The following is a 12,494-nucleotide window of genomic DNA, read 5'->3' as shown; positions in this document are numbered from 1 at the left end:
GCACGCTAATGAGTTAATGAGAATACGTATGAATTTCGAATTCGAATCCAAATCCAGGGCGGGACTTCCCGGCTTGGTTTTTGCGATGTCCATTTTGTTGCTTACGCGACCAAACGAATGCAGCATAGCGTCTCGTCGTTCTCCGGCTATGGCGAGGGTCCTACCCATGTATTTCAAGTTTATCGATGAGTCAAAAGGTTGACAATTTAATATCCTAAAAGTATATTATCTATTAATAGTTTAAATATTAATAGGACAAGGTGGGATGCCAATGTCGGAACGCGACGCCGATGGCAAGGCGCTTGATTTGAGACTGATCCGCGTACTAAGCAAATCGGTGGATGCGTTGTACGCAAGCTTAGAGCGCGCGATCAGCAGCTACGGGCTGAGCATGGATACCTTTCGAATACTCGAATTGCTATTCAGTAAAGGCGAGCATACCATTCAGAAAATCAGCGAAACGTTCTCCATTCCCAATGGGAGCATCACCTATGTGGTCGATAAGCTCGAGAAGAAAGGGTTTGTTGAGCGTCTCCCTTGCCCGGGCGATCGGCGTAAAACGAATGTGGCTTTGACAGGGGAAGGACGAAGCTACTTCAATACGATCTTTCCCCAACATGTTCAGACGATCGCCGATCAATTATCCTTCGCGACGGATGAAGAGAAGCTCGAACTTATACGCGTACTCAAGAAAATCGGATATGGAATCAAGAATCTTAATGATCATGCAACTCATGACGGGGGGAAAAGATAATGGGAACGGAAGCTGTTAAAATGGAAATCGGCGTAGATACATTCGTTGAAACGACGCCTGACGTGAATACGGGCGTAACGATGAGTCATGCGGAGCGTTTGCGCGAAGTCGTAGAGGAAATTGTCTTAGCGGATAAGGTTGGGCTCGATATATTCGGGGTCGGCGAGCATCACAGGAAGGAATTCGGGGATTCGGCTACGGCCATCGTGCTGGCGGCGGCGGCATCGATGACCAAAAGGATTCGTCTAACCAGCTCGGTTACCGTGCTCTCCGCTGCCGATCCCGTGCGCGTGTTTCAGCAATTTGCCACGCTGGACGGGATATCGAACGGACGTGCGGAGATGATTGTCGGTCGAGGCTCCATGGTCGATGCTTTCCCGCTATTCGGTTACGATTTGAATGACTATGAAGAGCTGTTCGAAGAGAAATTGGAGCTCTTATTGAAATTAAGAGAATCGGAGAAGGTCACCTGGAAAGGCGGGCATCGACCGGCATTTACGAATCTGGGCATCTATCCGCGGCCGGTGCAAAATCCGCTGCCCGTGTGGGTCGGCAGCGGGGGGAATGCGGAATCGGCCGTACGTGCAGGCGTTAACGGACTGCCGCTCGTATTGGCGATCATCGGCGGCAGCCCGCTGCGCTTCGCGCCGATCGTGCAGCTCTATAAGAAAGCAGCCGCAGCCGCAGGACATGATGCTTCGAAATTGCGCATCGCCGTACATTCCCTCGGTTTCGTTGCGGAGAGTACGTCGCTTGCGATCGACAGGTATTTCCCTTCTACGCAGGCTTCGTTTAATGCATTCGGCCGAGAACGCGGTTGGGGAGCGTACACCAGAGCCAAATTCGATGCCGAACGCAGCTTGGAAGGAAGTCTCTTCGTCGGCGATCCCGAGACGGTGGCGAACAAAATCATGTATATGCGCAAACAGCTGGGTTTCACGCGCTTCTTCTTGCATATGCCCGTCGGCACGATGCCGCACAAGGATGTCATGAGAGCCATCGAACTGCTTGGGACGGAAGTCGCGCCGCGGGTTCGGGAAGCGAACGCAAAATGGGAAGCGGAGCAATCATAATTTAACTTGAACGAACGAAAGACAAGATCCGATCGTAACGAAAGAGAGAAATGGCTGAGACCGCATGGTTCCAGCCGTTTCTCTTTTTGCGTTCTATGGGCCTTGTCATTGTCATAGAGCAGCTCGAGTCCTCGGCAGCCGCAGCATAAATTTGGGTGGATCATGAGAAAATATGACGTATCCGTGTTTATTTGGGGGGTAGATCCGTGAAACCGTTTAGGAGAAGGATACGCATGCAAGCCAGGTATTCAACCATAACGGAGCTCGAACATGCTGAACTAGAAGCGGACAGCACGATCACCTCGGATTTGGAGCACAACGAAACCGTCTTCAAACAGCTGTTCCAGGATTGTTCCGATATCGAATTCCGAGAAATTCGAACCGCCGGACAATTACGGTGGCTGGTCATCTTTATTTCAAGCTTGATTAATGAAGAATTGATCGATGATCATATCTTGAAGCCCCTCATCGCCAAATGCGCGGAAGAAGAGGTTTCTGATCGCGGACGCGCCAACATCGAGACCGAGCGGATCATTTCGGCAGGGTCGACGAAGATGACGTCCGATCTCAAAGAGATTGTCGGCAAAGTGTTGAACGGTTATGTCGTCGTCTTGACCAGGGCGGATGGCCATGCGGTGCTGGTCAAGGCCAACGGCACGAAACAGCGCAGCTTGGAAGAGCCTTCCTCCGAACCCGTCATTCACGGTCCCAGGGATGGCTTCATCGAGAATATTTCCACGAATATGGGTCTGCTTCGCAACAGGCTCAAAACCTCGCGGTTAAAAATGGAGTCCGTCACGCTTGGGGAGCTGTCTCAAACCACAGTCATCATTTCATATCTCGCCGGTATCGTTTCCGATTCTCTGGTGGAGGAAGTTCGCGAGCGGGTTACGCGGATTCAAATCGACGGGATTCTCGATTCGGGGTATGTCGAGGAGTTTATCGAGGATCTGCCATATTCTCCTTTCCCGCAAGTACATAGCACGGAGCGGCCGGATGTCGTCGCAGCCGAGCTGCTGGAAGGTAAAATAGCCATCCTTGTCGATAATACCCCGTTCGTCTTGATCGTGCCGATGACGTTCTGGACAGGCCTTCATGCAAGCGAGGATTACTATATTCGCTGGCCCATCGCGACCTTCATACGGTGGATTCGCTTCGTGTTCATCTTCATCGCTATATTCGCTCCTCCGCTCTACGTTGCGGTGACGACGTTCCATCAGGAAATGATTCCGACGAATCTCGTGCTGAGCATCGCGTCCTCGAGGGAGGCCGTTCCGTTTCCGGCCTTGGTCGAAGCGCTGCTGATGGAAATCACGTTCGAGGCGCTGCGGGAAGCCGGCATTCGCCTGCCTAAACAAATCGGTCAAGCGGTAAGCATCGTCGGTGCGCTGGTCATCGGCCAATCCGCCGTCATGGCGGGCATCATCTCCGCGCCGGTCGTCATTATTGTATCCATCACGGGAATCGCGTCGTTTACGATCCCACGCTACAGCTTCGCGAACGGCATCCGCTTGCTGCGTTTTCCGATGTTATTCTTGGCCGGCATGCTTGGACTTTACGGCATCGTGCTTGGGTTTCTGGGCATTCTGCTGCATGTGGCGTCCTTGCGCTCGTTCGGCGAACCGTATTTCAATCCGATTCCGATTTCCGTCAAAAGCTTGAAGGATACGATCATTCGGGCACCGATTTGGGCGAAAACCCGCCGTCCGATCATGAGCGGAAACAGCAATCCGTACCGTGAACCGCCGGGACAGCAGCCGGGTCCGTCTCGCGGGAAGCAGCCGTCCTAACGCAATCCGGAGCCTTCTACGAGAGATGGAGAAAGGAACTTCAACCATGAGACCATTCCTATGCAGTTGCCTGTTGATCGCCGCGCTGCTCGTGAGCGGCTGTTGGGACCGCACGGAGATCAACGACCTTGCGTTCATATCGGGCGCGGCATTCGATTTAACGAAGGACCAGCAATTCTTGTTGTCGGTGCAGATCGCGATTCCTTCTTCGGGCGAGGGAGGGCCGGGAGGCGGAGATTCCGGCAGGCAAGAGAAGTTTTTCGTCCTGTCCGCCACAGGCAAGAATACGAACGAAGCCTTTCAAAAGCTTCAGCAGAAGAGCTCGCGAAAGCTGTTCACCGCCCATCGCAGCGTGATTTTCGTCGGCGAAGCGTTCGGGAGGAAAGGCATCAACGATGCGCTCGACGTATACGCGCATGATCCGCGCCAGCGGCTGCGAACCTATATCATGGTCGTGAAGGGAGGAACGGCGCGGGAAATCTTGCAAACGAAGTACCCCTTCGAGCAAGTGCCCATAGAAGCGGTCAAGGAAATGGAAGGACTGCGCAGCGAATTGGCGGTTACGCTTCGGGATTTCTTCGTCGAGGCGTCCAGCGAGGGCATCAATCCGGTGACCGGCGTCATCGAGGTCGAGCATTCTTCGGGAGAAGAAAGAAAAAACGACATATTCAAGCTGTCCGGATCGGCTTTGTTCAAGGATTTGAAGGTCGTGGGATTTCTGGACCGAACGGAAACGGACGGATTGATGTGGATAACGGAACGGATGAAGCACGGCAGGATCAGCACCGAGCTGCCGAACGGCGCCGGAATCGTCGGCGTGATGTTAAAACATGCCAATCGTAAAATAAGCGCGGAGGTAAAAGGCGACAAGGTGAAAATCAAAATTCACCTTAGCGGGAAAGGCAGCCTCGTGGAGAACAACACCACGCTCGATATCAGCCGGCCGAACAATCTTAAGCTCGTGGAAAAATGTTTGGAGCAAACGGTCCAAAAGCAAGTCCGCTATACGATCAGCAAGCTTCAACAGCAGTACAAGCTGGACAGCGTCGGCTTCGGCCAAAGCATCTACCGAAATCGCCCGAAGCAATGGAAAGCGGTAAAAGGACAATGGGACAGCATGTTTCAGCATGCAGAGGTAACGATCGACGTGAAATTGGCGATTAACGGAGCGGGGATGGCAGGCCCTCCCCTGCAATTGAAAGAAGAGGAGATCATTAAATGATCTTGCAAATGGCTGGTTTTATACTTCTCTCGGTTCTATGGTCGGTCGTTCGAATGCGATCCTTGCTGCACGAGCGCAAAAAAAAAGAAGCAGCCGTTTACGGCATGCTTATGGGTCTATGTATCGTGGTCGGCTCCTTGCTCATCGCGGGCGTGAAGCTGCCGAGCTTTACCGTCCCGTTCAAAATCATGCTGGAGCCCATCGGTAAACGGCTGCTAAAGCAGTGAATGGCGGACTTTTCTTCGGAGCGTGTCGATCATGAGCAGCAATAATGGCAGAAGGGTTTGGTTCAGGAAAGCCAAGAAAGGGAACGTAAAAACAAGGTAATTCAGCAGTTCCGTCGAGCTGGAGAATATCCACACCGCGCCGATAATCGACAGCAGCGTGGTCGGAAGCACGATGTCCCGATAATGCTTGATGTCGAACAGCTGGCTGATGCACAGGCAGAGAATAAACAACGAGACCGAGACCTTCACGAAACAACCAAGCACCCACATCGAAACCGCGATCGCCTCCAGCCGCTCGAACGACCCTTCGATGCCGATGTATTGGATTACGCTTAAGAAAGAATACGTTAATTTGCCCGTCAGCGGCCCGAGGACCATGATCGTCAGGGTAACGATGAGGATGGAGGAACAAGTAATGCCAAGCAGCGCATACAGGGAAACCTTACGAGCCTTATCGGGTTTATCCAAATAGGGCAGGAGCCACCCTAGAAGGAAGAGCTGGTTCATGAATCCGCCGGCGGGGCTGATCGCGGATTGCAGCACCGGCACGATGCCATCGCCCAGAATCGGCTTCAGCTGTTCCGGGTTGGCATCCAAGGCCGTAAGGATCAAGAGGGGAATCAGAAAGACGAGAATAAGCAGCGTAAGAAACTCATTGGTTCGCGCGATGACTTCGATGCCCGCTATGGTTGCCAGTCCGCATAAAATCATGAAGGTCGCGTTGGTCACCAAGATCGGGCTCTTGGGCAGCAGAAGCGTCGTAATAAACCCCGTATGCTGCATCGTTATCGTCGAGATCGATACGAACCAATAATAAATGTAATTTACCGCTACGAGCTTGCCGAGCCAAGACCCGACGATTCTCGAACTGTACTGATTAATCGTCAGCCCGGGATATCGATTCCCCAGCACGATCATGACCCAAATCGTGATCAATCCTGTCGATGCCGCAGGTATAATGGCCATCCAAGCATTTTGTTTGCCGAACATGACGCTGATGGAGGGAACGGTTAGCATATTCGTCGAAACGATGAAGGTAAATATCAGATAACCCAGTTGGGTTCCCGAGATTTTTTCGGATTTCTGCATGCTCGCGCACTCTCCTTTCTTCGCAGAGGTGTTTCAAGTATCGTCGATTTGACAGGCAATTATACCCAGCGGACAGCGTGCAAGCCCAGGGAAAGCGAATGGCGGCACAGCGTTATTGGCGGGGATAATATCGTGATCCGCAGCGGAAAATAAGCGGGTTGAAGTACCCGCAGCACATGATTCGGAGACGATGGTTAAGGAGCTCAAACATGACACAGATTACGATGAATCCAAGCATCCTGACGTTCATTAACGTCTTCACGGTCGAGCCCGGCAATCAGGAACGCGTGGTCGAACTGCTTACGCGCGTCACTGAAGTTTCCGTGCGATACGCTCCGGGATTTATTTCCTGCAGTCTTCACCGAGGCATTGACGGGACTAAAGTGACCATGTACGCGCAGTGGAGAAGCAAGGAAGATTACGATGCGATGCGAGACGACCCTCGTCCGCTTCCCTATCTGCAGGAAGCATTGACGATCGCGAAGTTCGAACCGGGCATGTATGAAGTCGTCAGAACTTTCGAACCCGCCATTGAGTAGCGCCGGACATCGCGCGGACTTGACATCCGCCTCCGGCTCGTACTAATGTTAGTGCCAAGAGGTGGAGTTGATGAGTAAACGGCAGGATATTATGGCGGCCACGCTCGAATTGATTCACGAAGAGGGGCTGCAGTCGGTTACGTTTTCGAAGATTTTCAAGCGGGCGAACGTAGGCTCCGGCACGATCTATAACTATTTTGAAAATAAAGAAGAATTGGTTAATGCCCTTTATCGAGAGGCCCGATTGTTGATGGGGGATTACCTGCTGAAGGATTACGATCCTGAAGCGAGCCTGTATGAGCGGTTTAAGTGCCTGCAGATGAATAGACTCCAGTTCGGCATTCATTGTCCGAAAGAGTTCCTTTTTATCGACGGCTTCTCGTTCTCGCCGTATATTTCCCCCGATCTGCGCAACATGGACGATGCCCGCAATTCGCGAGAAGTCGTCATCTCCCTGATCGTCGAAGGGCAGAAACAGGGCATCTTCAAAGAGATGGACTCCCATTTGTGCCATCAGCTCATGCACGGCATCATTTCTTCCATCCTGAAAGGATATTACGTTCAGAAATATCCGCTCAACGAGCTTCAGACGCAGCAAATTCTCGAGGCATCCTGGAAAGCGATACTGGTGTGAAACAACCCTTTGGACGCTGCGTCCGAGGGTTTTTTTGTGCGTGCAGATTGGAACATATATTCCGATATTGATTAATCATTGTTAAGTAAAGTTCTGAGCTTCATTCAAAGAACTTTACATTTTCTCGTATTTTATCAGGTTTAATGGCTAATATTAAGATCGCCGGTTCATCTGAACATGTACCGCCTGTTATCGAATTGGTTGGAATATACATTCCAAAATGTCTTGACGGTAAAGCGGAAAGAATCTATACTGACGTTGTTGGAACAAACATTCCAAAACAAAAACAACTACTTGGGAGGACAACTAGATGAATAAAGTTTGGCTGATTACAGGAAGCTCCAGAGGGTTTGGCCGCAGTCTTGCGGAAGCGGTATTGGCAAAGGGAGATCAACTCGTCGCGACGGCTCGGAAAACGGAACAGATCGCCGATCTGGCGGAACGCTACGGAAACCAAGTTCATATCGTGCCGTTGGACGTCAACCGGTACGAGCAGGCAGAAGCTGCCGTGAATGCGGCATTCGACAAATTCGGCCGTTTGGACGTCCTTGTGAATAACGCCGGTTACGGCAATGTCTCCTCCATTGAGGAAACGACGATGGAAGACTTCCGCGCGCAAGTGGAGACGAACCTCTGGGGCGTCGTGAACGTAACGAAAGCCGCGCTGCCGCTGCTGAGGGAACAGGGCCACGGTCATATCGTTCAATTCTCGTCCATCGGCGGACGTACGGGCGCTCCGGGTCTCGGGGCGTACCAAATGTCGAAATGGGCCGTGGAAGGCTTCTCCGAGGTCTTGTCCAAAGAAGTCGCTCCGCTCGGCTTGAAGGTGACGTTGATCGAACCGGGCGGTTTCCGCACCGACTGGGCAGGTTCCTCCATGCAGCATACCGAGCCTGCTGACGTATACAAAGACACGGTCGGCGGTTTGCTCAAGCACCTGCGCGACATGACCGGCAAAGAGAACGGCGATCCGGATAAAGCCGCGCAAGCGATCATCGCGGTCGTGAATGAGGACAATCCGCCGCTTCGCCTGCTGCTCGGAAGCGATGCGGTTGCGATCGCGAACGCGGTGGATACCGGCAAGCTCGCCGAAACGAAACGCTGGGAGAAGCTGAGCGTCTCGGCCGACTTCGAGGCCAAAGAATTGGACTTGGCGGTATCGCGCATGTACGACGAGATGGACAACTGATCGTTGGCATCGCAGATAGATGAAACGCTGCATCGCAAGGGGATTCAAAGGCAGGTCGGCCATCATGGCCGATTTGCCCTTTTACACAAAGCAAAGAGGAGCCGCTCCATTAAACAGAAGCGCCCATAAAATAAATCAAAGGCGGTGCCTGGAATGAGGAACATCGAACATGTCTATATAAACGGGACGTTTGTTCCCCCGCGGGGTACAGATCGTCAAGCGCTGATTAATCCATCTACGCGTGAAGTCTTCGGGAGCGCGGCGCTCGGGAACGAAGAAGATGCCAAGCTTGCTGTCGCGGCAGCGAAAGCAGCCTTCGGTTCGTTCTCGAAGACCTCCGTGCAGGAGAGAGCCGCAATGCTGCAGCGTCTGAACGACGCCATATTGGACCGCATCGACGATCTCGCCGAAGCCAATATTCTCGAATACGGCGCGCCTCGGATGGCAGCCGTCGGCCGGGTGAAGCTGGCCGCGGCGAATTTGCTGGACAGCAAGGAAGCGCTGGAACAGTTCGAGTTCGTTCGTTATATCGGCAAAGCCAAAGTGGTGGCCGAGCCCGTGGGCGTTATCGGTATTATTACGCCATGGAACGCGAGCTATTCGCAGATGACGGCGAAGCTTGGAGCGGCAATCGCCGCAGGGAGTACGGTCGTCATGAAGCCGAGTGAATTAAGCGCCCTGCAAACCCAATTGCTGACGGAATGTTTCCATGCAGCAGGCATTCCAGCAGGGGTAATCAACGTCGTCAACGGTCTTGGCGCTGCGGTGGGCGCCGAACTGACGCGCAATCCGGACGTGGCGATGATCAACTTCACCGGTTCTACCCGGGTCGGCAAAGAAATCCGCAGAGCTTCGATCGACACGATGAAGCGCGTGACGCTGGAGCTGGGCGGCAAATCCCCGAATATCGTACTCGACGATGCGGACTTCGCCAAGGCGATTCCTGCAGCCGTCAGATCCTGCTACACGAATAACGGGCAAGCCTGCGTAGCCGGTACTCGCTTGTTCGTGCCGGAGCACCGGCTCGAAGAGGTGAAGAAGCTGGCCCGCGAAACCGTGGAAGCGATGAAGGTCGGCCTTCCGTCCGAAGCGGATACGGTGCTTGGACCGATCGTGACGGAGAAGCAGTACGAGCAAGTGCAGCATTACATTAGAGCCGGCATTGAAGAAGGCGCGGAGCTGGTAATCGGCGGTGAAGGCCATCCGCAAGGACTTGAGCAGGGGAACTTCGTCAGACCGACGGTATTTGCGCATGTCACCGAAGACATGACGATTGCGAAGGAAGAGATTTTCGGACCGGTGCTGTCGATTCTGACGTATACGACGGAGGAAGAGGCCATCGAGATGGCCAATAACACGGATTACGGCTTAGGTGCTTATATTAGCACGGCCGACCTGGAGAAGGCAGGTGAGCTTGCGTCCCGCATTCAAGCAGGCGTCGTGCTCATTAACGGCGCAGGCTTCGAGATGAAAGCGCCGTTCGGCGGCTTCAAGCATTCCGGCATCGGCCGCGAGTACGGCATTTACGGGCTGGAAGACTGTCTGGAGACCAAAACGATTACAGGGTTTGATCTGGCGATGTAACCTTTGACTTTAGGTGCTTCGAATGAATAAGGAACCCTCAGCACCACTGCTTAGTGGTATTGAGGGTTCTTTGGCATCGCTATGGGATTAACTTATTCGACTATTTTTTGGGACAGCCCGGTGTTTCCTTTGTCAATGTTGACATCCAGATTGGAAGCGTGTACATTAATTTTGCTTTCAACGTGCTTGTTGAACTATTTGTAAGATGACCGGCGGGGATCGCGCTTAAGAACATCACTTGAAATATGGGAGGGATACATCCAGGTGACGAGGATAAATCCGGAAGAGGTTGACGGTACAGTGACTGCAGCTCCAATCAATCGCCCCGATCTGCGAATCGGGATAGTCGGCGTCGGCAGTGTCGCCATCAACAATTATTTGCCGTGGCTGGCTCAACTACAAGGGGTGAGCCTGTACTATTATTCGCGGACAGCCGCCAGCATAGACGTAGCCGTCAATCAGTTCGGCGGAAGCCGGACGGAGTCGCTGGAGGAGCTGGCCGGCAAAAATCCCGATGTTATTTTCATCCTCACCAATGAAGCGAGCCATGTTCCCATTGCCAGGGAGTTGTTGAGGTACGGCGTCAAGCGTTTGTTTATGGAGAAACCGCTGCAAGCGTCGAACGGCCAAGCCAATGTCACCGAGCAAGACTTCTTCGACGCCCGGGAACTGCTGCGGGAAGCGAGCGACGCGGACGCCGAAGTGGCGATGAATTTCAATTACCGCTTCTTTACGCAGAGCTTGAACCTGAAGAAGCTGATCCAGGAGCGTAATCTGGGGCAGTTGTTGCAAAGTACATGGCATGTTCATTATGCGTGTTGGAGCCACTGCATTGATTTGCTTCGACACTTCGGCGGAGAAGTCCGCAGCGTTGTCGCGTTGAACGGAGACCGCCCGTACGGGCAGGGCGACATGCGCGGAACCGATATCGCGGCCGCTTTCACGATGCGCTCCGGCGCGGTCGGCACGATCATCGGATCGTCTGCTTCTTCGTTCGCTTCGCCGCTCTACCACGTGACGATGAACTTCGAGCACGGAACGGTTTGTTTGTCCGATCTGGATGCGAGGCTGACCATTTATCAAGAGGGCACGAATTTCGGCGAATCCTTCTTCATCATTCCGGACAAATCGCGCTGGACGCAATACGAAGCATCGTTCAGGCATTCGCTTGAAGCGTATTTCCAAGCACTGCGGAGCGGGGAGAACCCACCGGTTACCGGCTTAGACGGACTGGCCGAATTGCAATTCGAAGCTGCGCTGAAGCGCTCTGCGGCTTCCGGGAAAACCGTCGAGCTTGAAGCTGCATTCCCGCTCGAGGGAGCATAAATCATGCTATCCCTACAAATGAACGGACAGCAGCATGTCGCTTGGGTTGAGCAGCCCATGCCGGTAGCGCAAAAGGGACAAGTCATTATCCGCACCGCCGTATCCGCGCTGTGCGGCAGCGAGCTGGGCCGTTACCGGAACGACGGAACGGCCCAAGGCAATACGGGGCATGAAGCGGCTGGCACAGTCGTTGCCGTCGGCGTGGGGGTAACGGCACCGCAGGTCGGTCAACGGGTCGGCGTATCTGCCATTGCCGGATGCGGCCATTGCGATTACTGCGCCAAAAAACAATACACATGGTGTCCTAACCGCAACTATTACGAGTCGATGCATGCCGAGTATTTCGTCACCGACGCCGTTGCGTGCCATATTCTGCCGGATGACCTGTCCTGGGAAACCGGCGTGCTGCTCACCGGAGACGGATTCGGCGTTCCTTACCACACCTCTACCCAATTTCGATCGGGCGATGTGCGGAATGTAGCCATTTTCGGCGCAGGGCCGATCGGCTTGGGCAATGTCATCATGCAGAAGTATTTGAAGCGGCGAATCATCATCGTCGATTATTCCGTCCAACGATTGACCTTCGCTGAACAATTAGGCGCAGATGTATGCTTGAATGCAGCCGATGCCGACGTTGCAGCCGCGATCCTTTCCGCCACCGAAGGGCTAGGCGCGGATGTTTGCATCGAGGCGACCGGCAAGCCGGAAGCGGTGAAAAACTGTTTTGCGGCGGTAAAAACCGGCGGGCAGGTGATCTTCAACGGCGAGCAAGGGAAAGTGGAGCTTTCGATCAGCGACGATTTCATCCGACGCGATGTTACCGCTACCGGTTCATGGTTTTACCATTTCGGGGAGTATGAGCAGATGTTGGCTTTGTACCGGCAAGGCTTGCCGGTCGACTCGCTCATATCGGACGTACTGCCGTTTCGCGAAGCTCCGGAAGCGTTCCGGGATTTCGCTCAGGGACTGACGGCCAAAGTGTTATTGTGTTACGATTGAACGCGTGTCCGATTCCGCTAGGCATTAAAGTGGCAGCGTGCACGACAAAGAGACGCCGGGTGAATCAC

12 protein-coding genes are annotated in these 12,494 nt (G+C 53.4%); 11 read left to right on the top strand and 1 reads right to left on the bottom strand.

From position 1 onward, the window contains the following. Positions 1-271: 271 nt before the first annotated feature. The 5 genes from AC0YNU_RS07565 to AC0YNU_RS07545 all read left to right on the top strand — a co-directional run bounded on the left by AC0YNU_RS07565 (position 272) and on the right by AC0YNU_RS07545 (position 5,066). On the top strand, positions 272-754 hold the full coding sequence (locus AC0YNU_RS07565) for a MarR family winged helix-turn-helix transcriptional regulator (RefSeq protein ID WP_475754859.1): 483 nt from the start codon (positions 272-274) through the stop codon (positions 752-754). A 20-nt stretch (positions 755-774) separates the two neighbouring features. Then, entirely contained in the window at positions 775-1,827 is a 1,053-nt protein-coding gene (locus AC0YNU_RS07560; protein WP_475756215.1) for an Atu2307/SP_0267 family LLM class monooxygenase, read from the top strand. Positions 1,828-2,060: 233 nt separating this feature from the next. After that, complete coding sequence (locus AC0YNU_RS07555) at positions 2,061-3,617, top strand: spore germination protein (protein ID WP_475754857.1); 1,557 nt, start codon at positions 2,061-2,063, stop codon at positions 3,615-3,617. 46 nt (positions 3,618-3,663) lie between these two features. Further along, complete coding sequence (locus AC0YNU_RS07550; protein ID WP_475754855.1) at positions 3,664-4,839, top strand: Ger(x)C family spore germination protein; 1,176 nt, start codon at positions 3,664-3,666, stop codon at positions 4,837-4,839. Continuing rightward, positions 4,836-5,066, top strand: coding sequence for a hypothetical protein (locus AC0YNU_RS07545; RefSeq protein ID WP_475754853.1), 231 nt, complete (start codon positions 4,836-4,838; stop codon positions 5,064-5,066). The genes AC0YNU_RS07550 and AC0YNU_RS07545 overlap by 4 nt, the downstream gene beginning before the upstream one ends. Here the strand turns inward: AC0YNU_RS07545 and AC0YNU_RS07540 are convergent. Continuing rightward, on the bottom strand, positions 5,055-6,155 hold the full coding sequence (locus AC0YNU_RS07540) for a GerAB/ArcD/ProY family transporter (RefSeq protein WP_475754851.1): 1,101 nt from the start codon (positions 6,153-6,155) through the stop codon (positions 5,055-5,057). The two genes, AC0YNU_RS07545 and AC0YNU_RS07540, sit on opposite strands and share 12 nt — an antisense overlap. A gap of 209 nt (positions 6,156-6,364) precedes the next feature. Between AC0YNU_RS07540 and AC0YNU_RS07535 the strand changes: the two genes are divergently transcribed. The 6 genes from AC0YNU_RS07535 to AC0YNU_RS07510 all read left to right on the top strand — a co-directional run bounded on the left by AC0YNU_RS07535 (position 6,365) and on the right by AC0YNU_RS07510 (position 12,426). After that, positions 6,365-6,694, top strand: a complete 330-nt coding sequence (locus tag AC0YNU_RS07535; protein ID WP_475754849.1) for an antibiotic biosynthesis monooxygenase family protein — start codon at positions 6,365-6,367, stop codon at positions 6,692-6,694. 70 nt (positions 6,695-6,764) lie between these two features. After that, entirely contained in the window at positions 6,765-7,328 is a 564-nt protein-coding gene (locus AC0YNU_RS07530) for a TetR/AcrR family transcriptional regulator (protein WP_475754847.1), read from the top strand. 310 nt (positions 7,329-7,638) lie between these two features. Beyond that, on the top strand, positions 7,639-8,517 hold the full coding sequence (locus AC0YNU_RS07525; protein WP_475754845.1) for an oxidoreductase: 879 nt from the start codon (positions 7,639-7,641) through the stop codon (positions 8,515-8,517). 153 nt (positions 8,518-8,670) lie between these two features. Next, positions 8,671-10,101, top strand: a complete 1,431-nt coding sequence (locus AC0YNU_RS07520; RefSeq protein WP_475754843.1) for an aldehyde dehydrogenase family protein — start codon at positions 8,671-8,673, stop codon at positions 10,099-10,101. 264 nt (positions 10,102-10,365) lie between these two features. Further along, entirely contained in the window at positions 10,366-11,427 is a 1,062-nt protein-coding gene (locus AC0YNU_RS07515; RefSeq protein WP_475754841.1) for a Gfo/Idh/MocA family protein, read from the top strand. A gap of 3 nt (positions 11,428-11,430) precedes the next feature. Beyond that, the gene (locus AC0YNU_RS07510; RefSeq protein WP_475754839.1) at positions 11,431-12,426 is read left to right on the top strand and encodes a zinc-dependent alcohol dehydrogenase; all 996 of its coding nucleotides are present in this window, start codon (positions 11,431-11,433) and stop codon (positions 12,424-12,426) included. Positions 12,427-12,494 lie beyond the last annotated feature (68 nt).

Source organism: Paenibacillus sp. J31P316 (assembly GCF_056269105.1).
This window is presented reverse-complemented; position numbering and strand designations above follow the sequence as displayed.

Bases quoted from the DNA above. Each gene is read 5' to 3' on its own strand.
- AC0YNU_RS07565 (WP_475754859.1), top strand. From the start codon at position 272: ATGTCGGAACGCGACGCCGATGGCAAGGCGCTTGATTTGAGACTGATC.
- AC0YNU_RS07560 (WP_475756215.1), top strand. From the start codon at position 775: ATGGAAATCGGCGTAGATACATTCGTTGAAACGACGCCTGACGTGAAT.
- AC0YNU_RS07555 (WP_475754857.1), top strand. From the start codon at position 2,061: ATGCAAGCCAGGTATTCAACCATAACGGAGCTCGAACATGCTGAACTA.
- AC0YNU_RS07550 (WP_475754855.1), top strand. From the start codon at position 3,664: ATGAGACCATTCCTATGCAGTTGCCTGTTGATCGCCGCGCTGCTCGTG.
- AC0YNU_RS07545 (WP_475754853.1), top strand. From the start codon at position 4,836: ATGATCTTGCAAATGGCTGGTTTTATACTTCTCTCGGTTCTATGGTCG.
- AC0YNU_RS07540 (WP_475754851.1), bottom strand. From the start codon at position 6,155: ATGCAGAAATCCGAAAAAATCTCGGGAACCCAACTGGGTTATCTGATA.
- AC0YNU_RS07535 (WP_475754849.1), top strand. From the start codon at position 6,365: ATGACACAGATTACGATGAATCCAAGCATCCTGACGTTCATTAACGTC.
- AC0YNU_RS07530 (WP_475754847.1), top strand. From the start codon at position 6,765: ATGAGTAAACGGCAGGATATTATGGCGGCCACGCTCGAATTGATTCAC.
- AC0YNU_RS07525 (WP_475754845.1), top strand. From the start codon at position 7,639: ATGAATAAAGTTTGGCTGATTACAGGAAGCTCCAGAGGGTTTGGCCGC.
- AC0YNU_RS07520 (WP_475754843.1), top strand. From the start codon at position 8,671: ATGAGGAACATCGAACATGTCTATATAAACGGGACGTTTGTTCCCCCG.
- AC0YNU_RS07510 (WP_475754839.1), top strand. From the start codon at position 11,431: ATGCTATCCCTACAAATGAACGGACAGCAGCATGTCGCTTGGGTTGAG.